Origin of the sequence: Flaviflexus ciconiae, from assembly GCF_003971195.1 — a bacterium.
Lineage (GTDB): Bacteria > Actinomycetota > Actinomycetes > Actinomycetales > Actinomycetaceae > Flaviflexus > Flaviflexus ciconiae.
On the sequence record NZ_CP034593.1, the window covers coordinates 1,049,836 to 1,070,181 of the forward strand.

Here is a 20,346-nt window from a genome sequence, read left to right on the forward strand (position 1 = left end):
CCCCGCCGCCTTGCTTCTTCGCCGCGCCGTTGCTCATGGGTGTTGGGTCCGCTTTGTCCATCACTCCATCTCAACGCATCATCCTGACAGTTTGTTCCAGAAAGCTGTGGGAATAAGCTGGGAGTCAAGCCTTTAAAGGAGGGCGCCTTGAGCAATGCGAGTGATCTTTCTGCAGCGACAGAGGACTATCTCAAGTACATTTGGTCAGCCACAGAATGGTCTAATACCCCAGTCACAACAAGCCGATTGGCACGGGACATGGGACTATCTCCCTCAACCGTGTCCGAGTCGATTGCCAAGCTGACGAAGGATGGCCTGGTCGAGCATGAGAAGTATCGTTCCATCCGGCTGTCGCCGGATGGCAAGCGCCACGCGCTTGCCATGGTCAGAGCACACCGCCTTATCGAAACCTTCCTGCACGACGAGCTCGGCTACACCTGGGACGAGGTGCACGATGAAGCGGAGGACCTGGAACACGCAGTATCAATTCGATTTATCGACGCCATCGACGAGCTCCTTGGCTACCCCGACTACGATCCACACGGCGATCCAATCCCATCAAAGGACGGGATCCTCCCCGAGGTCCTCGCTATTCTCGTAGCCGAGGCACCTACCGGGGAAGCCCGCGTACACCGCATTGCCGACTCGGACCCGGAAGCCCTACGCCTAGCTTCAGAACTGGGCCTTCGTCCGGGAGAGACAATCATCATCGCAGAAGGCACTCTCACCGTGGGAGGCAAAGAGAGGCCCCTCGATCCGTTTGCCTCAATCCTGTGGGTTACTCACGACCACAGCAGGGTGACCGATGACAGTGACAGGGTGGCACATGACAACCACCACAAGGCTAAATCAGAGGGCACGGGCTCTTAGAGCATTGACGGATCTATACTGGCTCTCGTATTCGACCGAAAGGCTTTGACCATGATGTCCCGCGTTCTCCTCTTCTACTGCTTCACTCCCCTAGCTGACCCGGATGCTATCCGGCTCTGGCAGAAGGAACTGTGCGAGCGGCTAGGACTGCGCGGCCGGATCCTTGTTTCCAAGCATGGAATCAATGCCACCGTGGGCGGCGAACTCAAGGCCTGCAAGCAGTACGTGAAGAACCTGAAGTCCTACGAGCCGTTCAAGAATGTCGACATGAAGTGGTCCGAAGGCACGGGACTCGATGAAAACGGCCTGTCCCGCGACTTCCCACGGCTCTCAGTGAAGGCCCGCCCAGAGATCGTCTCCTTCGGAGCACCAGAGGAACTCGAGGTCGACGAAAGCGGTGTTGTTGGCGGCGGCATCCACGTTCGCCCCCATGAAGTCGAAGGGCTGATTGCCGAGCACCCGGACCTGGTGTTCTTTGATGGCAGGAACCGAGTAGAAGCTGAGATCGGCCGCTTCGACGGAGCGATTGTTCCCGAGACGGAAACAACCCACGATTTCCTCAAGCTCTTGGACGCGGGCGTTTACGACCACCTCAAGGACACTCCGATCCTTACCTACTGCACGGGCGGTATTCGCTGCGAAGTTCTCTCCGCCCTTATGATCAAGCGGGGCTTCACGCAGGTCTACCAGCTCTCCGGCGGCATCGTTCGTTACGGAGAAGAGTTTGGTAACGAAGGCCGGTGGAAGGGCTCACTGACAGTATTCGACGACCGCGAAGCCATGACCTTCGGACCCGACACAGAGATCATTGGTGTCTGCTACGGCTGTGGCAGCCCCGCCGGTGCCCTCCACAACTGCGAAGACGACTCCTGCGTACGCCGCCTCGTCACCTGCGAGGACTGCTGGGACAGGCCCGTATTCTGCTCCGATCACGCAACGGTCTCGGTTTAAGCTACAGGACGGTCTGAGATCCAAGCCGGTCCGGGATCAGGTCGGTGTAAGTTCAGCTCGGTCTAATATTCGTCGCAAAGTTCTCGAATTCTAAAAGAATGGCTACCTTGAGGAACTTTCCTCAAGGTAGCCATTCTCTTTGTCCGTTCTCTGGGCCCCGCGTAGCGGGCCCCGGCGGCTTACTTGTGGTGGTGGCGCTTCATGGACTTGGCCGCCGATAGCGGGCCGGTCCTGGCGTTCTTTGAGAAGTCGGAGATATCGCCAACGATAAGGTTGTGGCTCCTGCCCCACAGCAAGTACTTCGTTCCAAGGTTGACCATCGAGGAGAGCCTGTTGCGGCCTCCCATGAGGGTGGCGATATGGACGGAGTTCCAGATCATCCAGGCAGTAAAGCCCTTGAGATTCGGAATTCCAGCAACTTCGGCAACAGCATCAGCACGGCCGATGGTGGCAAGGATGCCAAGATCCTTGTACTTGAACGGGCCCGGGTCTCCCCCGCCCTCGACAAGGCCATCAATCACCTTGGCAACATGGGTTCCGGTCTGCTTGGCGGGCTGAGCCAACTGAGGTAGCGGACCATCGTTGATCGCCGCAACGTCACCAACGGCAAAGACATTGGGGAGGTCATTGACACGGAGGCGATCAGATACTGGGATACGGCCGCCGCGGACCTGCGGGACGTTCCATTTGGACACTGAGCTAGGTACAGAAACACCGGAAGCCCACAGAACAGCTGCCGCCGGCATCCATTCCTCTGCTTCGCTACCGTCGGTGGCCTTGAGGAGAACTCCGTCTGCCTTTACTTCCTTCACCGACTGGGAAAGGTGGACATTCACTCCACGCTTGCGAAGCTCATCCGCGGTGTAGGTGGAGGACGATTCGGAGAACGCCCCAAGGACCTTGTCCGCCATGTCCACCAGCATGATTTCGAGAGTATCGGGATCAAGCTCGGGGTAAAGGACCGGGAGGTCCTTCTGCTTCATCTCGGCAATAGCACCCGCGGTTTCAACACCGGTGGGACCACCACCGACAATCATGATTCGAACCTTTTCACCAGCGCGCTTCGTGGCAGCATCAAGAAGCCCGTTAAGACGGTCGCGAACATCGATGGCCTCTTGGCGGGTGTACAGTGGGAGAGAGTGCTCCTCAGCACCGGGGATTCCAAAGAAGTTGGCAGAGACACCGGTGCCAATGACCAGGTAGTCGTAGCGCAGCGACCGACCATCATCAAGCGTAATGGTCTGCTCGGTGTGGTCCATGGACTCCACGGAGCCAAGCTCAACGCGGAGATTGTCCTGACCGCGACGCACTGCGCGCAGGAAGTACGTAACGTCACCCGGGTTCAGGGTCGATGTAGCAACCTGGTAAAGCAGTGGCTGGAAGGTCGAGTACGGGTTGCGATCGATAAGGGTGACTCGCACATTGGATTTGCGCAGGCCACGAGCGGCAGCAATCCCGGCGAAGCCGCCGCCGACAATAACAACGTGCGGCTGTGATTCAAAATCAGCGTTCATGACACCCACGCTAGTGAATAACTTAAAGACTGAACAGGGTGGAACCCTGGGACAATCGACACCAAAAGTTGGGACTTTCTTCCCAAGTTTTACTGTTCCGCGAAATATCAACGAAAGGTTAATGTTGCGTAAATCAACCCGGTTTCCACTTCAATCTTAATGCGACAAACACCACTTGCCGCTACGCGGTGCTTTTCCCATCTTTTACTCAGGTGAGGGGGCGCTCCCCCTCGAGTCAGGACCCCGGGTGAAGCAACCGTCCAAGTATACTTCTCTTGCACTTTTCGCGCATTCGCGCAGTTATCCTAAGGACCTGAGCGCGCACATTCAGCCCGCTAGCCGGCTCTCGCGGACAGTCTCGAGCGCACTCTCCCTGCGCGAATCAAGACTGTCAGAAACAGGGAACAACCCTAGCAGGTGGCTTACACCGACCCCTCAACGGACCAATTTATTCTCTCAACGGCGCAATCTCTCGGATTACGCAAGCCGCTAATCTAGATCGCACATCAGAACGTCGCACGAACGGGATTGCGTTGTGAAGCTTCCGTTCACATAACCTCAGCCGTGTACTTTAGCAATTCTTGTCTCCTCGGGAACTTCGCAGTTCGGAATTCTCAGGTTTGGTTTGCCTGCCATTCAACTAAAGCTGATAAAAATGATCGGTGCGACCGCGCAATCCGGTAGCATCCCTGATTCTTTAGGGTCAGGTTCCCTTGCTCGGAAAGGCGGTGCCTCATGTCGATTCTTCACCTGACTGATCTTCATCTCCTTGCCGATCGCGCCCTTCATCACGGCCTCGTTCCAACATCGGATCACTTGGAAAGAGTTCTGGAGGATGCCTCTCGGGGCCGCAGATGCAGAGCAATTGTTGTCTCGGGAGATGTTTCAGCAGATGGCTCGGTAAGCTCCTACCAGTTCGCACGGGATGCTGTTGGCGAGCTGGCCAAGGCATGGAGCGCGCCGGTTGTCTGGGCGGCGGGTGAGAGCGATAATCGCGCCGCCATGAGATCCGTCTTCAAGCTTCCCGGCAGCGGCATGCAACCCATCGAGTACTACGCGGACATTGGCGAGCTCCGGATCATCGTGGCGGACACGACCGTTCTCGGTTCTACGTGGGGCAAGATCGGCAACCGCATTGTCGGCCTCAAGCAGGCATTGTCATGCCCGCGGGAACTGCCCGCCGGGGAACGAAAGACCATGCTTGTGCTCCACCATCCGCTTGCTCCTCCCCCAACGCTCAAGTACGCGGCATCGGCACTGGATGATGCTCCAGCGGTTGCCCAGATGCTCAGCAAGCTGGAGGCAAAGCCAGAGGTTGTTCTTTGCGGCCACTACAGGGTGGGGATGATGGCGGTGGCGGCAGGCATACCCGTCATTGTTGGTCCAGCGGTTTCGGGTGAGACCTCGCTCGACCGAGGACCCTCGTGGGATACGGCAACCATCCGCGCCAGCTACGGCATCATCAATCTTTCTGACAGCCATGTCGATGCCACGTCCACCCCGGTAAGCGTTGAAAACGAAGGTGCCGAGGTCTATTCTTTCCCTCCGGCTGAAGCCTCAAAAACCACACAGGCCAACAGTCGTCCATCCTGGTCCGTTGAGACCGGGCTGCGCTGGTGCGGGCAAGGAAGCGAGCACCTGTCTTAGGTGACAGGTGCTCGCACACAGAAATAGGAACCAACAGGGAAAATTAAAAACTAGACATGGACGACTAATCGGACCCGCAGTTGGTCAACCAGGCGAGTTAGGGCTGGGATGACCAAACGGTTGGGCCGACAGTCATCAGTAACCGCCGAGTTTAGCTACCGAGAATACGTGCCGGACCATGACGGTCCTCAAACTGATTAACAGCGGCAAGAACGCGTTCCCGGTAGTCCGCATTAATCTGATCGAGCTGACGATAGGGAACAGTCCTATCTGGAAGCGAAGCACCGAGCAGGGCTCCTGCCATGGCACCAACATAGGAACTGGCTCCCCCAGTCTGCGCCACGTTGCAAAGTCCAACGAAGGGGTTATCCCGGTAGAGCAGTGCAACGAGAATAGCGGCAGGTACTGCCTCGTGGACCGAGGTGGAAAGACCAATTGAATGCTTCAGGTACGGCGTCAGCGCCTTCTCATCCATCTTCTTGGTCTTGTCCCGCCCTTCGAGAACTCTGGCAATGACGGAGGAAGCGGGAGTCCGCGCACCGATTGCCCGAGTCTGGGCTACCGAAGCCAGAGACGAATCCACCGCATCCCAGATGGAAGCACCATCGATAATGGAGCTCACCGTTAGGGCGAGAAGCGCAGAACCTTCCCACTGGGAAGTCGTACCGTCGACACTCGAGATAAACGCCGCTACCTCGGTAAGCAGGAGGGTATCGTCCCGCTTCGAAGACCGGGTCATCCCAATAAGGAGTGCTTCTGGGAGAGCATCCCCTGCATATCCACGGTGCACGCCCTGACTGCGCATCGGGATATTCTTCAGATCCGTGCCGGCAACTGATTCAGCGCCCTCAATGACCTGAGTGAGACGATTTGCACGTGCACTGGGCTCTGCGTCGACATCCGCGTCCGACGGTGCGGCAGGCTTCGACTCCATTTCAGAGTCCGAATCCAATTCAGATTCTGAATCGTCAGTCAGCAGTCTGCTCAAGCTTTCTTCGAAACCATCACCTGCTACCGCGAGCTGAGTTGACAGGGAAAGGAAGTCATCAGTGACGTTTGTGGGCAGACCCGTTTCTCGACCGGGCCAGAACGGGTGAGTATCACTGGCAGCTCCCACGCCACCAATCATCCCGTATGCCTCTTTGGCCTCCTTGGCAGTGAGCCACTCCGTGGGCATGCCAATGCAGTCCCCCATCAAATACCCAAGGGCAGCACCCTGCGCTCGTTTAAGTTCATCAGACATTGTGTTCCCGCTTTCTTCCAGCATTCATAATCTGAAGGTAGCAATGACATTCTGGTTACAAAGTCGATATCCAAATCATCGGAGTGTCGCTCCACACAACCACAGCCTATTCAGCTTTCCTAATCACCATAATCAGGACATTTCCCGCGGGAGCACGCATTTTGCGGTCCAGTTGAAAAGATCCGCTCCCCCAATAAGGGTTAACGTAACCCGCGCGGACAGCATCAGGACTGATCGCGGGAGCCACGATAGAAGCGGTAGTTCTTCCCGGAACAGATACTGATCATAGACACAGATCAGACAGACACAGATCAGTCGCGTTGCGATGGGCGCTAAGCCAATACTCGTGCGGCACGGTCCTCTCACCTCTCCGCATCATCAACTACCTTTCCCGCGGCGCACCCGCACCGACGGTTGAAGATTATGACCTCCGCCCCGTGGCTGACAGACTCGTCTACAACTCGATTCAGGTCACACACACCTACGCCCAGGAGCGCGAAGCAATTGCCACAGTATGCCCAGAAGTTATCTCCGCTTTCACGTGGGACGAAGACGCGGAAGAGGTTATTCATGAAGGTGATGTACCGCCGCTCCCCTAGGCAGATTTCCACCAAGCAGATAATCACCGAGAAATAGCACGAAGCTCGTTGCGCCACATTGCACTATCTCAACCGCCGCGATATCAATTACGTTCCCAACGGTGATCTGGTTCGCTCGCGCGGACAATTGCATTCGTTCCCGCGCGTTATTCGATCCGTTCCCGCAGGTTATCCGAAACCTCCGCAACCACTACTGGCTGCGCGCACCACAAGCGGAGCCCGAGCGGTGCACCCTATTCGTGGCGGCAGCGCGGACATCCAGTAACGCCCAAGCGAGCATCGAGTAGACACTCGGCGCACATATCGTAGGGAAACCCCTACTCGCTAACTCATTTTTAGAGAACATCGAAATAGCAGTGTTTCATAGAACCATTCACCGTTCAGATTTGCGTGGCGCAACAGGATCCAGCTTCACCGAGAAGCTCTGCGAAATGTACGCACCGTGTTCGATTTGATCTGCGCGCCACTACGGCCGCCAGCCGCTACGATTTCTTCGGTGCCAAGAATTCAGCACTCGAGATAGAGACACGATATGCCGTTAAGTTTTCCGCCCGACGTCTGAGAGCCCTTCTCGCCGAAGTACCGTAAAAACAGGAAATAGCCACGTTGGGCTACTGCCGCTGACGAGGGTAAGGTTTCACACGGCGTGCACCAATACACGCTGACGTGACCACAGCGAGGAGTACGGATTGAAATCTCGATGGCACAGGCTAACGCAGTTCGCATCCTCGTGGTGGGTTCCCGCCATCATCATCTTCGTGGGTGGCGCTCTCGGGACTGCTAGTCGACAAGCAGTCACAATGGCCATACCCGGCTCCGAGCAGTTGCTATCTTTACTCCTCATCAATGTGACAGGAGCATTCCTGCTTGGCATGCTCCTTGAGTGGTTACAGCGGACAGATGCTCTCAATGCTCATCTCCAGAGAATCCGGCTCTTTTTCGGCACCGGCTTCCTCGGGTGTTTCACAACCTACAGCACGTTTGCCGTCACGAACGCTCAACTCATCGATAACGGGGATGTTCCCAAGGCGATCGCCTATGGCCTTCTCACAGTCATAACAGGCTTCCTAGCCGCAGCCATCGGCATGGCTATAGCTTCAAAGATCTCTCCCACTGAGGAACCACACTCATGAACCCACTCCTGTTCCTCAGCCTGTCGGTAGCCGGCGGCCTGGGTGGTGTTGCCCGCTTTACCCTGGACAAGTTCATCAGTGCCAGAACATCGTCCTCCACCCCGTGGGGCACGTTCTTCATTAACCTCTCAGGATCATTACTGCTCGGTATCCTCACCGGGCTAACAATTAGCCAATCCCTGTCACCCCAGCTCCAGATCATCATCGGAACCGGATTCCTTGGCGGGTACACCACGTTCTCCACAGCAAGCTGCGATGCAGTATTCCTTGTCCGTCAGTCCGAGAACCGGATTGCCGCAGCCTACGCGTTCGGCACACTCATTCTCTCGACTGTTTTAGCCGCACTGGGGCTCTGGCTGGGTTCCAGCCTGACAGGATCCATCTAAAGACCAGTTCGGCGATCCTGATGCCATACATCGCCTCCCAATAGCACGTGGCACTTCTGGATCGAGCCACTTTTTATAAAGCAAGAATCAGCGATACCCGTCGGGATTCATGCTCTGCCAGCGCCACGTATCCTCGCACATTTCAGCGACCGTTCGACCAGCTGACCATCCGAGTTCGTCTCTCGCCCGCGTCGCATCCGCCCAAACTTCGGTCAGATCACCTGCACGCCTCTGGCCATTGGCCAATGGCATAAGGTACAGCGGTTCCAGAAGCGGCTTCAAAAGCATGACGGGTTCGAGGACGGCGACAGACTCGTCCCGGCCCAAGTTTTCTACGCCTTCTCTTTTACATCTTCATGAGCCATACACTGAAGCACTTACGGAGACCTTTGGCAAAACCCCTACCCTGCTGAATATCCAAATCCCGTGTAACAGGTCTCATGCAGTGTGGGACTCTGTGAAGCTGGCACCGCCGATCACGTTGACTTTCATGCAACAGCCTTTTTCGAGAACGTGACACCCGACAGCAACTGACGCTTCAGAGATTCTGTTACTTCCGGCTCAGCCTCGCTCAGTTGGAGATCAAGCTCTCGCTACGCATTGAGCAGCATCGCCTTTCCCCGACATCGCTCCCCTACGCTGCGCTTTGGATAGCCCCATCGAAAAGCCGAGAACTAACCCAACTGTCACCCACACAACAGGAAAATCTTCAAGATGATCGATAGACGCGTGGACAGCTAGAGAGGTCCAAGCGGCCGCGGCAATCAGGCTTTGATCACGGGGACCTCGAGTCACCAACAATAGACCCAACACAAAGATTGCACCCAGGAGCAGAAGCCCAATCGCTCCGAGCTCAGCAGCTACTTGAAGCACTATTGAGTGCACCGCTGCAAGATCGGGAGTGGAGGATGCCAACTCAGATGACTCGGTGAATGTTCCCGGACCTGCACCTGCTATCGGATTCGCTCGCCACAGTGCCAAAGCATCTGACCATAGCGTGTGGCGAGCACTGCTGAGGCTATCGTCTGCCGAAAGCCATGGAGACCAACTCTCACGTATCCCGAGAGTAATGACAGCAATAGCCGCCATTTCCGCCACGAATATCCCAGCTCCCACAAGCAACCATCGAGGCGGACCAGAACACTTGCGAATCGCCCAAAACGACACGACCAGAAGCGGAATAAGAAGCGCTATCGCCGCCTGAGATCCAAGGGCAAGAAGTGTCCCGATCAGAAAGAGCCCAACGATGAGAATTTGTTGTGATGGAGCTCTTTGACGCGATGGGACAGCTGTATCCTGTTCGTTCTCCTCTGTACCAACTGAACGAATACGTTGTCGGCCGATAATGCCAAGACTTGCCAGTGCCACAAGTTGCACACCTACGGCCGCACTTGCATTCGCGTAGATGGGCGTGGCGAGAATTGCTAGTGCTAGCGCCACGAACGCAAGCTCGAGCGTACGACCATCTGTCCACCGAAGTGCCAGAACCTGCCCCAGCAGTATTCCTCCGATAAGCACGACGGGCACCACAACATATGGGGATGTGACAGCTGGGGGTTTACCACTCAGGAGCGAGACTGAAGTTAGCCATACAAGCCAGACCCCGACGTACAAATAGAATGCGATCTCAAGTTTGGAAGGACTGTATTTTACTTTGCCCCTAGGAAACTGCTTCACGTTCGAGAGCATGTAAGCTACCTACGAGCAATCATTTCTTGAAGGCGGGGAAGAATATCCTCAAGGTGGGTGTCGATGGTAGTGGCCGCCTTGATAGCGGCCCCGTCTCCCCGGCGGTACGGATCGTCCACCTCATCACGTGGTCCAGTGCTGCGGTGATGCCACAGATGATCTGCAACATCGTGTAACCCAGCATCAGCAGGTATTGAAGCAACCTCCCGGGCTGCATGGCCAATAATGAATGTCTTTCGAGCAGCCGACGGCCACTCGTCAAGAATGTAGCGCCGGTGTTCACTACCCATAGCCAAGATAAGATCCGCTGACTCGACAAGTTCACGGGTGAGCTGTTGTGCCCGATGGCTGGAGGGATCAGCAGGATCTGCAACCTGGTTTGCTATTGGTGGGTCAATGGGCTGTCCCACGAGGGCATGGGTGCCAGCCGAGAGAAACTCAATGCCGCCAATCCCCGGCTTCGAGCAACCACATCCGCATATGCCGAGCGGCAAATATTTGCCGTGCATACGAAGAGCACACGGTAAGGTCCATCTCCAGTAGCTGAAGCACGCGGCTCAGTCGTGCTAGCTACACCGAGCATGGAGAATGGTTCTACTTCACGTTGCGAACCAGCTGAGATATAAGGGGCATGTAGGTCCCGCTCTGAAAGGATCGCATCCTCCTGCGCGATTGGCCAATTAATGCCCAGCCCCGGGTCAAAGAGATTCGCAACCTGAGATCTCTCGCTAGCCTCAGGGGTCCAGTGTTCAGCCAGGTGGTAGCTAAAGGTCGTGCCCGCCTCAAGAACCTGGTGAGCATTACCAACACCCTTAGGAACAAATACCGACGTGCCCGGCCCAAGTTCACGCACATGGGTTCTACCGTGGGTTGGTCCTTCGCGGAGGTCTAGCCATGCCATAAAAGCCCGGCCAGACAAAACACTGATATAGCGATCCCAGGGCTCTGCATGGAAGCCGCGCGTCGTTCCACGCTTATCAACAAAAGTGATGTTGTGTTGAACTGGGGTGAAGTCCCGAATTCCAGCCCGCGCCATTTTCTCTTGGTGCCAGTTTTCGGTAAACCATCCACTCGGATTTTGCTGAATCGCAGTATGAACGACTAGCAGGCCGTCAATGTCAGTTTTCTTGACCAGTATCTCGTTCACAGCAACTCCTCAATCGCTCAGTTCAATAGATCGAATGCTTAACTTCACTGCAAGGTCTCAATAACAATGCGGGCAATCTCTTCATGAGCATCTGCACTCATTGTTTCCCCATCACCAAGCGCTGGTTGCCCAACATCGACATAAGTGCCACCCGCAGCTTCCACACCTGCCTGAATGGACGCAGCGTGTAGCGGCGCCCAGTTCGGAACCGTCTCCTCGCTATAGACAGGTGAGATTGCAATAATCTCGGCCTCCGGTAGCGCGCTTCTCATGTCAGCAAATGTTTGAGCAGCTGTTTCTGTAATTGGAACATCTCCATCGGCCACTCCCCCGAAAATAATCACAATGTCGGGGTTATTTACTGCCACGGCTTCGACAGTGCCGCTAAAGGGAGCGCACGGTGAAGCATCACAAGCCCGAGGCGTGGTGATATAGCCACGTCCTGGCGCTGACAGGTTCGCGACGTTTTCCCATCCCAGCTGATCGCTAACTGGACCGAGCCACGTGTCAACGGGATCACCAATCGAGTTCGAGTCACCCACCACGGCAACTAGTACTTCATCCTCGATCTCGTCGCTCGAGCTACCTTCGGTGGCATCATCGGTTCGCTCTTCGCCAGTAACTGAAGTCTCATCCGAAGGAGATACTTCTGAGGAGAGTTCTTCTTCATCGACCGACGCATTAAAGGCAAACGAAGTCCTCGCCGGAATTGATGTGTCTGAGTTGGACTTAACCGATCCGATGGCAGAAATGCTAAGAACTACTGCCAACAAGCCGAGGATTAGCAATCCAGCTAATCCCCAAAAGCTCTTGTCTCGAATCCGGCTCATTCTTAACTTCCACTCCAAATGTGACAAGTGATGCGAATTGTCTCGCGCTGATTCTAACCGATGACGAATGCAACACTATCGCGTGTATGCTCACCCCTAAAGGTATTCTAAAATTGACGTGACTTTTCGATCACCTGGCTTTAACTCATAGGACGGTTATGGAACTTCAGCAGTATCTCAAGGTCTTCCGCGATTACTGGCGAAGTATTCTCGCAACACTATTCGTCGTCGTAATGGCCGCTGCCGGCTATACGCTCATGCAAGCACCGACCTATACGGCCACGGCAACCGTTTTTGTCACAGTCGAGAGTGGCGATTCGGCTGGAGAACTTTCACAAGGCGCCAGCTACGCAGAGCGACAAGTGCAGTCGTTTGTGCAAGTGGTTGAAACAGCCGCCGTTCTCGATCCAGTGATCGATGAGTTCAGCCTCGACACCACGTCTCGCTCACTAGCGGGACAAATTTCAGCCTCTTCACCAAACGCCACCTCCCTTATCGACATTACGGCCAACGGAGGTAACGCGACCGAAACAGCAGATTTGGCTAATGCCGTAGCCGCAAGTCTTGTCGTTACAGTCGACGACCTCGCTCCAACTAGTTCAAATGGGCAGGGATTGGTTAGCGCAAGTGTAATCGACCCGGCGACGGTCCCGAATACGCCTAGCGCTCCTAAACCAACAACTAATATCGCATTGGGCATCATTCTGGGATTGCTTATCGGGCTGGGCCAAGCTCTCCTAAGATCGGTGCTCGATACCCGCGTCCGCAACTCCGACGATATCGAATCCGTTACAGACAAACCCATTCTCGCGACGGTCGGCCATATCTCCAAGAACCAAGATGCTTCCGAGAAGCGTGCTCACTCCGAAGCATATAGACGTCTTCGCACCAATATCTCCTTCATGGGCTTGGGTGGCGAACGAAGCACTTCCTTCGTAATCAGCTCATCTGTACCAGGTGAAGGTAAAACACAGACATCCGTCAGCTTGGCGCGTGTACTTGCTCAAGCTGGTGAAACGGTTCTACTAATCGATGCTGATCTGAGACGTCCGCAGGTAGCAAACCGGATGCAACTCGATAGCGAGCTTGGCTTGACCGATGTACTCACCCGGCGCGGAACACTTGCTGACTTGGCAATCCCGGCTTCGACAAACCTATGGGTACTCCCTGCTGGAACCATACCGCCCAATCCTTCTGAACTACTTGGGTCCGAGGCTATGGCAAAGTTGCTTAACCTCGTCGAACGCGAGTTCGATTACGTAATTATCGACACACCCCCGGTAATACCAGTAACAGACGCCGTTATACTTGCATCCCAAACCGGTGGGATTGTACTTGTTACACGTAGTGGCATTACCCGGCGGGCCCAGTTTGGCGAATCAATTGAGATTCTCGATGCTGGCAATGCGACTGTGCTAGGTGTTGTGCTGAACGATGTTAATTTACGTTCGAAGTCCGATCGATACGGTTACTATTCCGAATACACTACTGAGGAAAGTCCTGAAGCACTCAGCGCCCGCCCAAGCTCCCAGCCGAAGCATCAAGACATCGGTGTTTAGCCGGACTGGATTAAGCATGCCAAGTATCGTGGGTGGTTATCATTATTTTTCTTTCTTCTAGATATCATGCCGTGACGGCGATGGCGCCGGAGCGTTCGTAGTCGTTCCTGGCCTGTGCCGGGGTGCGACAGGCCAGGGCTGATTGACGGCGTTGAATTCGCCTGGGTTTAGTTCCGAGCTTTCAAGCAGAGTAGGAATACTATGGCTAGGAAATATGACCCGGAACTGAAGCAACGTGCTGTGCGCATGGTTGCGGAAGCAATTCCCGACCACCCCAACCACATGTCTGCAATACGTCATGTGGCAGATTTGCAAAGCAAAGTCCCAGCCATCCTCAGACCGCCAGCTCAAGGATGAACTCCTGGTCCCCGAGATTCACCGCCTTCATGATGAAGTGCCCCAGGTTTTGTTCCGTTTGAGTAGATGGGAAAATCTGGAACATGCCGAAGAAGTTTGATCAGGAGGCGAAGGACCGAGTCGTCCGCTTGGTAGAAGATCGCATTCTGGCGGAGAATATTTCGACGCAGGAAGCATGCAAGATCGTGGCACCCAAACTGGGCGTTTCGTGGCACACAGCGAGGCAATGGACGCAGGCCGCTCGACGTGAGGGACGCGTTACTGAACGGTTGCCTGAGGACCTTGTGGCAGAGGTCGCCAAGCTGCGTCGAGAAAATCAAGAGCTGCGGGACACCAACGAGTTGTTGAAGGCCGCTTCGGCTTTTTTCGCGTCGGAACTCGACCCGAAACGTCGGAAATGATCCGGTTCATTGATGAGTATCGGAATCGTTTCTCAGTCGAGTTCATCTGCCAGACGTTAAACATCCACCGTGAAGGCGGCTTCCTTACTTCGCGCGGGTACCGCCAGTCTAAAGCCCGCGGTCTAAGCGCCCGCAGTCTTCGCGACGCTGCTCTCGTGGAGCATATTAGTGACGTTCATGCTGAAAATTACGGCGTCTACGGCGTGCGGAAGATGTGGCGCGTGCTGCAACGCCAGGGCATTGACATTGGCCGCGAGCAAACAGCCCGGCTGATGCGCAGCGCTGGTCTGTCCGGCAAGGGCAAAGGCGGAGCACCAATCACGACGCGTAAGCCCAAGGGCCCGGATCTTCGCCCAGACTTGGTAAATCGTAAATTTAGGGCTCCTGGCCCTAATCGGCTGTGGGTGGCGGACTTTACTTATGTGCGCACCAGGAAAGGGTTCGTGTACACAGCTTTTGTCACTGATGCGTACTCCCGGAGGATTGTCGGGTGGGCGCTGTCGGATTCGATGCGCACCGAAGCCTTGCCGCTACAGGCGCTCAACCAGGCGATCGTGTATACCAAGGAAACAACGGGCTTGATTCACCATTCAGACCACGGCTCACAAGGTGGATTCAATTGGTTGTCGCAACACCCTGATGAGAAAGGTGTGAGTCGATGGCTACCAAGGACTGGAGTAAGAAGACCAGTGATGCGCCTGAGAGTGTGCGGCGTCAGTGGCGTGCGGATCGGGCGTTGCGGCCTGCGATGCGTTCCCCGGGTCGGCCGGTTCCCTCACGAGCAGTGCAACGCCAGTTCTGGGGTCTAATCGCAACGGGAATCACCACTGCGGAGGCCGCCCTGGGGGTGGGGGTGTCTGTACCGGTAGGGACGAGGTGGTTCCGTCATGCTGGTGGGATGAGACCTTGGACTTTGGAGGAACCGTCGGGGCGGTATCTATCGTTTGCCGAGCGGGAGGAGATCGCGATCCTGTGGGAGAAGGAGATGGGTGTGCGTGAGATCGCCCGCCGGGTTGGACGTGATCCCTCGACGGTCTCTCGTGAGCTACGGCGTAATGCTGCCACCCGTCGTGGCGGCAAGCCCGTCTATCGGGCGGGGTGGCGCAGTGGAAAGCTCAGGAGGCCGCTAAGCGCCCGAAGACCGCCAAGCTGGTGAAGAATCCGCGTCTGCGGGAGTATGTTCAGGATCGTCTTGGCGGGAAGGTCGAGGGCGAAAACGGCCAAAGCGCTCCTGGGCCCACTACCGCTGTGTGGAAGGGACGGGCCAAGCCCCACCGAGCGGATCGTCAGTGGTTCACTGCCTGGTGTCCGGAACAGATATCGCAGCGGTTGATGATCGATTTCCCTGATGATGAGAGTATGAGAATCAGCCATGAAGCGATCTACCAGTCCTTGTATATCGAGGGGCGGGGAGCACTTAAACGTGAACTCGTTGCCGCCCTGCGGACAGGGCGGGCCCTGCGTAAACCCCGGGCTAGGAGTAAGGGCGGGTTCAACTGGTCGATGCAACACTGGGTTGTTGAAGCGATTGTAGCTGCTCGGCGAATACCTCTGCCGGGTTTCTCCAGCCGAGGACTTTGCGGGGTCTGTTATTAAGCGCGAGGGCCACCGCTTCGAGATCCTCGGCCGACCACCGCGACAAGTCAGTACCCTTCGGGAAGTACTGCCGCAGCAGACCATTGGTGTTCTCGTTCGTGGGTCGCTGCCACGGCGAGTGCGGATCGGCGAAGAACACCCTCGTGCCGGTTTCGAGGGTGAACTGCGCGTGCCCGGAGAGTTCTTTCCCACGGTCCCAGGTCAGCGTTTTGCGCAGCTGGATCGGTAGGGCCGTGACCGATGAGGCTAGCGCGGTGTTCATCGCGACAGCGCCGTAGCCTCCAAGCGCGGCCCCGTTCTTCACCACTGGTGTCTTGCCCCACCCCTCCAGCCGGGGCAGGTGTACCAGCAGCGTGGAGCGGCTGGAGCGCTCGATGAGTGTGCCGATCGCGGACCGGCCCGTGCCGATGATCAGATCGCCCTCCCAGTGCCCGGGAACTGCGCGATCAGCGGCCTCCGCCGGCCGCTTCGAGAGCACGACGTCCTCGGTAACGTGCCCCTGCGGTTTGTTCCGTGAACGCTCCCTGGGCTGGCGTAGTGCCCGCCCAGTGCGCAGGCACGCGACCAACTCCCGTTTGAGCGCGCCACGGCCCTCGATGAACAGCGACTGGTAGATCGCCTCATGACTGATACGCATAGATCTATCATCGGGGAAATCGATCTTCAACCGGTGAGAGATCTGCTCAGGACTCCAGGCCAGCGACCATCGCCGGTCAGCCCGATGCGGCTTGTTCAGCCCCTTCCACGCAGGCGGCGTCGGCCCCTCGACCACGCTCCCATCGGGACGGCGGACGGTCCCGGCAAGTCGTTCCTGCACGTATTCGCGCAACTGGTCGTTCGTGACGAGTTTCGCGGCCTTCGGGCGCCTCGCCGCCTGCTGCGCCTTCCACTGCGCCACCAACGCCCGATACTCCTGCTTCCCGCTCCGGGTGGCGGCGTTGCGGCGCAGCTCTCGGGAGATCGTGCCAGGGTCACGCCCCAGCTCGCGGGCGATCTCCCGCACGCCTTTATCTTTGGCGCGCAGCAACGCGATCTCCTCACGTTCCTCAAACGACAGGAAACGGCCGGTGGGCTCGGCCAATGAAATCGGTGGCATACCGCCAGCATGGCGAAACCAGCGGCTCCCCACCGGCACGGACACGCCCACTTTCAGAGCCGCCTCGGCCGTGTTGATACCCGTCGCGATCAGACGCCAGAACTGCCGCTGCACCGCCCGCGACGGCTCAGGCCGCCCAGGCGAGCGCATCGGCGGACGCAACGCTCGATCCGCACGCCACTGCCGCCGCGCCCCCTCAGGAACCTCGCTCGTCTTCGCAGACCAGAACTTCGTCGCCACTGCTGACCACCTCCACGGTCAAGGTGTTGCGACAACCAATTGAATCCACCCTGTCTCCTATGATCGATCCCGGGCGCGACACATGACGACGGTATTCACAAGATTAGAAAGCCGTAGCCGTGCGCAAGGTGCGCGTCTTATGCAAGGAGCTGGGTACGGAAAAGGCACGGTTCAAAGATTCACCGATTACCTCACCTCCCAACCAGAATCGGTACGCGCACGGGAGCCCTAGCCCACATTGGTGAAGGCCAGGCCCGGGCGTAAGCACAGATGACACCCCCTCCTAGTGAGGCTTGAGCAGGAGAATCGTGAACTGCGCCGGGCTAACGAGACTTTCAAACGCGCAACGGCCTTCTTCGGGGCGGAGCTCGACCGCCAACACAGAAAATAATAGCGTTCATCGGTGAGAAAAAAGATGACATCGTGGCCAGACGCCAACTTGGAGTCGAGTCCATTTGCCAAGTACTGCAGGTCGCTCCAAGTACCTATTATGCCGCAAAAAACGCAGCCGCCCAGCTCCTGCCAACCGGGAGGCGGGACTGTTCACCGAGCTTGTTGGGCTGTGGAAGGCAAACTAGTGCGTCTACGGTGCCCGGAAGCCGTGGAAGTACGCCCCTCGTGCGGGAATCGATATCGGCCGAGGTCAGACCGCGAGGTTAATGCGAGCTGAGGGAATTGAATAGGGGACGAGGCACCAAGAAGGTTGCGAAAGATATACTCCGATGCGACCGCCGTTCAGCATCCTGACTTGGTCGATCGAGCTTTCACTGCCCTTGCTCCGAACCAGCTGCGGCTGGCTGATCTGACATTCGTTATTACCCAGAGCTGGGGAGTGCCCCATCGAGTTCGAAAACACCCCCTACACTCCTGCCAGCCCCCAACATGCTGGCAGGAATCAATTAGAAAGCTCCCGGACCAAACCCAGGGTGAACCATCAAACAGCATTTTCGACTAAGGTTTTTGAAGCGGATCGAATCCAACGGTGATCTCATTCCATTCGAAAGCCCCAGCATGGGACGCCATCTCGATCGTACGATATCGCGGCTCAACAATTGAAAAGCTAAAGAATGCGAGAGAACCAACTTTCAGGCTGATCCTCACACACTTTCAACTCAGGCATCTCTATTTTATTTTCCTCACATCCACGACGAGGGCATCGGCCGCACAATACTCCTGGGAATGCGCACAAAAAATAGGTTAGACTGCAGATTGTTGACGGCCGGCAGTAAGTTTAGGCAGCGAGGAACTGAGAAGTGAGCATTTTAAATGTTGTAAATGCTGGCATGTGTGTCGGATGCGGCGGATGCAGTGTCATCACCGGTGGCAAGATACCGATGAAGGTAGATAATCTCGGCGTCTGGCAGGCTGATCCGAGCCAGGTCCTGCCGACACTCCAGGAGGCGGCTTCAAACGTTTGCCCATTCGCAGATGAGTCGCCAAACGAGACAGAAATCGCGACAGAGGAGTTCCCAGAATTACCTGTGCACCCGAAACTTGGAAGGTATCGGAGCACCTTCGCCGCACGGCTTACTGATCAGGAGTATCTGGAGGGTAGCAGTTCAGGTGGGCTAACAAGCTGGCTTCTACTTCAACTTCTTGAGCGTGGTCACATCGATGGGGTTCTCCACGTCGGATCAGGAAACAGCGTTGACGGCATGTTTGCATATGTAGTTTCTCACTCCGCCGATGAACTCCAGTCCCGGCGGAAGTCCATCTATTACTCCACGTCGATGGCTGACGCTATCCTCTCCGTCCGCGGTAATGGCAAGAGATATGCGCTCGTTGGCGTACCCTGCTTCATTACAGCAGGTCGACTACTCGCTCGTAACGATGTCGAACTTCGATCCCAGCTAAGTTACTTCCTGGGTCTGGTCTGCGGGCACCTCAAGTCCTCGGCATTCGCAGAGCTCCTTGCGTGGCAATTGGGAATTCCACCAAAGGAATTAGAGACAGTTGACTTTCGTGTGAAGAACCCAGCTGAAAACGCTGGAAGTTACGACTTTTCCGCAACTTCAGTTACGGGCGAGACTCGTCAGGCTCCAACGAGCACATTGCTCGGGGCTAACTGGGGCCTGGCGACATTTCAGCTCGAGGCATGCAACTTTTGCGACGACGTTTTTGCAGAAACTGCGGATATTACATTCGGAGACGCTTGGCTTCCAGAGTTTGTTTCCGACTGGAGGGGCCACAACGTTATCGTGACGCGCCATCCGCTACTGGCGGAGATTATAGAGGATGGAGTCACGTCAGGACAGGTCTCCCGCCACGACATTGGGCCAGATCGGTCGGCTGACTCCCAAGCGGGTAACTTCAGGCATCGGCGCGAGGGACTCCAGCTACGTCTGCACGACGACCAAAGCGCCGGGAAGTGGACGCCGAGAAAGCGTGTGGAGGCAACCGCGGACATCAATGAAAAACGGAAGCCAATCGTCAGGCAACGGAGGGAACTCGCTTCCACCAGTCACTTACTATTCGAAGAAGCTAAAGAACTCGGCTCACTTGAGCACTTTACCAATTCAATAGAACCACAAGTTAAATCCTATATGCGCTTATACCGTGAACCGTTCCCTAAGAGGGCAGCCCGTTGGGGCTTTCGGCAGATCATGCGCTTGCTCAGGCTCAATTAATAGAACGGTCGGACGCAGCTTAAATAGAATGAGGCGTCGGATAACTTCGGGCTAATACTCAGTTGTGGGTCTTATGATCAAGTTTTTCGTTGATGGGACACAGGAAAGTCGCTGTCTTTAATGGAATCATCATTAAAGTAGTTGCTTCGTTGACATCACAGCACGTACATGCATGTGGTGAAGAGATTGAGTTCCCGTGCCCGCCTGTGCCCACTATGTCAGGCACCGATGAAGAAGAAGGGATTCACCTCTGCTGGCCGGCAACGCTGGTACTGCGCAAGCTGTCGGTACAGTCCCACCAGCACACGCACCGACAAGGCCCGCCACACCCAGTTCAAGCAGTTCACTGACTACGTCACCGACACACTGCCCCAACGAGCTCTACACACAACATCCTCATCATCCTGGCAGTGAACCGCACTGGGTTCGGTGGAGATTCCTGATCTTGGAAACAAGGATGG

The 20,346-nt window shown here is 56.2% G+C and carries 18 protein-coding genes and 1 pseudogene; 12 read left to right on the plus strand and 7 right to left on the minus strand.

The genetic code is table 11. The annotated features are described in order from the left end of the window. The first annotated feature begins 147 nt into the window (after positions 1 to 147). Together EJ997_RS04695 and trhO are read left to right on the plus strand one after the other, a co-directional pair. The gene (locus EJ997_RS04695; RefSeq protein ID WP_126703555.1) at positions 148 to 870 is read left to right on the plus strand and encodes a metal-dependent transcriptional regulator; all 723 of its coding nucleotides are present in this window, start codon (positions 148 to 150) and stop codon (positions 868 to 870) included. A gap of 51 nt (positions 871 to 921) precedes the next feature. Further along, complete coding sequence (gene trhO / locus EJ997_RS04700) at positions 922 to 1,821, plus strand: oxygen-dependent tRNA uridine(34) hydroxylase TrhO (protein WP_126703556.1); 900 nt, start codon at positions 922 to 924, stop codon at positions 1,819 to 1,821. A gap of 179 nt (positions 1,822 to 2,000) precedes the next feature. On the opposite strand, the gene EJ997_RS04705 is transcribed toward trhO, so the two are convergent. Next, on the minus strand, positions 2,001 to 3,335 hold the full coding sequence (locus tag EJ997_RS04705) for an NAD(P)/FAD-dependent oxidoreductase (RefSeq protein ID WP_126703557.1): 1,335 nt from the start codon (positions 3,333 to 3,335) through the stop codon (positions 2,001 to 2,003). A gap of 735 nt (positions 3,336 to 4,070) precedes the next feature. Here EJ997_RS04705 and EJ997_RS04710 point away from each other — a divergent pair. Further along, on the plus strand, positions 4,071 to 4,982 hold the full coding sequence (locus EJ997_RS04710) for a metallophosphoesterase family protein (protein ID WP_126703558.1): 912 nt from the start codon (positions 4,071 to 4,073) through the stop codon (positions 4,980 to 4,982). 151 nt (positions 4,983 to 5,133) lie between these two features. Here EJ997_RS04710 and EJ997_RS04715 read toward each other — a convergent pair whose 3' ends face one another. Then, entirely contained in the window at positions 5,134 to 6,225 is a 1,092-nt protein-coding gene (locus EJ997_RS04715; protein WP_164719793.1) for an ADP-ribosylglycohydrolase family protein, read from the minus strand. Positions 6,226 to 6,662: 437 nt separating this feature from the next. On the opposite strand from EJ997_RS04715, the gene EJ997_RS12870 reads away from it, so the two are divergent. From EJ997_RS12870 to crcB, 3 genes are all read left to right on the plus strand, one after another. Next, positions 6,663 to 6,824 carry a hypothetical protein gene (locus EJ997_RS12870; RefSeq protein ID WP_164719795.1) on the plus strand — a complete coding sequence of 54 codons (162 nt, stop codon included), beginning with the start codon at positions 6,663 to 6,665 and terminating at the stop codon, positions 6,822 to 6,824. Between the two features lie 758 nt (positions 6,825 to 7,582). Then, positions 7,583 to 7,957, plus strand: a complete 375-nt coding sequence (locus EJ997_RS04720) for a fluoride efflux transporter FluC (protein WP_164719797.1) — start codon at positions 7,583 to 7,585, stop codon at positions 7,955 to 7,957. Continuing rightward, the gene (crcB, locus tag EJ997_RS04725) at positions 7,954 to 8,343 is read left to right on the plus strand and encodes a fluoride efflux transporter CrcB (RefSeq protein WP_126703561.1); all 390 of its coding nucleotides are present in this window, start codon (positions 7,954 to 7,956) and stop codon (positions 8,341 to 8,343) included. The genes EJ997_RS04720 and crcB overlap by 4 nt, the downstream gene beginning before the upstream one ends. A gap of 582 nt (positions 8,344 to 8,925) precedes the next feature. On the opposite strand, the gene EJ997_RS04735 is transcribed toward crcB, so the two are convergent. The 4 genes from EJ997_RS04735 to EJ997_RS04750 are packed head-to-tail and all read right to left on the minus strand — an operon-like array spanning position 8,926 to position 12,009. Then, positions 8,926 to 10,032, minus strand: a complete 1,107-nt coding sequence (locus EJ997_RS04735) for an O-antigen ligase family protein (protein ID WP_126703562.1) — start codon at positions 10,030 to 10,032, stop codon at positions 8,926 to 8,928. Between the two features lie 5 nt (positions 10,033 to 10,037). After that, positions 10,038 to 10,442, minus strand: a complete 405-nt coding sequence (locus tag EJ997_RS04740; protein WP_164719799.1) for a hypothetical protein — start codon at positions 10,440 to 10,442, stop codon at positions 10,038 to 10,040. After that, positions 10,415 to 11,179, minus strand: a complete 765-nt coding sequence (locus EJ997_RS04745) for a dTDP-4-dehydrorhamnose 3,5-epimerase family protein (protein ID WP_126703564.1) — start codon at positions 11,177 to 11,179, stop codon at positions 10,415 to 10,417. Before EJ997_RS04745 ends, EJ997_RS04740 begins: the two co-directional genes overlap by 28 nt. Positions 11,180 to 11,223: 44 nt before the next feature. Continuing rightward, a complete protein-coding gene (locus EJ997_RS04750; RefSeq protein WP_126703565.1) occupies positions 11,224 to 12,009 on the minus strand; it encodes an SGNH/GDSL hydrolase family protein in 786 nt (261 codons plus the stop codon). A gap of 158 nt (positions 12,010 to 12,167) precedes the next feature. Between EJ997_RS04750 and EJ997_RS04755 the strand changes: the two genes are divergently transcribed. The 4 genes and pseudogenes from EJ997_RS04755 to EJ997_RS04770 form a co-directional block, all read left to right on the plus strand. Continuing rightward, complete coding sequence (locus tag EJ997_RS04755; protein WP_126703566.1) at positions 12,168 to 13,568, plus strand: polysaccharide biosynthesis tyrosine autokinase; 1,401 nt, start codon at positions 12,168 to 12,170, stop codon at positions 13,566 to 13,568. Positions 13,569 to 14,008: 440 nt separating this feature from the next. After that, a complete protein-coding gene (locus EJ997_RS04760) occupies positions 14,009 to 14,326 on the plus strand; it encodes a transposase (RefSeq protein WP_070435076.1) in 318 nt (105 codons plus the stop codon). Continuing rightward, positions 14,323 to 15,135, plus strand: coding sequence for an IS3 family transposase (locus EJ997_RS04765; RefSeq protein ID WP_126703567.1), 813 nt, complete (start codon positions 14,323 to 14,325; stop codon positions 15,133 to 15,135). Before EJ997_RS04760 ends, EJ997_RS04765 begins: the two co-directional genes overlap by 4 nt. Then, positions 15,075 to 15,811: pseudogene (locus EJ997_RS04770) on the plus strand (transposase); the annotation flags it as partial. The gene EJ997_RS04765 and the pseudogene EJ997_RS04770, both read left to right, overlap by 61 nt. A 7-nt stretch (positions 15,812 to 15,818) precedes the next feature. Here EJ997_RS04770 and EJ997_RS04775 read toward each other — a convergent pair. Then, positions 15,819 to 17,168, minus strand: coding sequence for an IS30 family transposase (locus EJ997_RS04775; RefSeq protein WP_456071326.1), 1,350 nt, complete (start codon positions 17,166 to 17,168; stop codon positions 15,819 to 15,821). A gap of 1,343 nt (positions 17,169 to 18,511) precedes the next feature. Here EJ997_RS04775 and EJ997_RS04785 point away from each other — a divergent pair. Continuing rightward, the gene (locus EJ997_RS04785) at positions 18,512 to 19,885 is read left to right on the plus strand and encodes a Coenzyme F420 hydrogenase/dehydrogenase, beta subunit C-terminal domain (RefSeq protein ID WP_126703569.1); all 1,374 of its coding nucleotides are present in this window, start codon (positions 18,512 to 18,514) and stop codon (positions 19,883 to 19,885) included. 168 nt (positions 19,886 to 20,053) lie between these two features. After that, a complete protein-coding gene (locus EJ997_RS14200) occupies positions 20,054 to 20,299 on the plus strand; it encodes an IS1/IS1595 family N-terminal zinc-binding domain-containing protein (protein ID WP_456071325.1) in 246 nt (81 codons plus the stop codon). Positions 20,300 to 20,346: the final 47 nt, after the last annotated feature.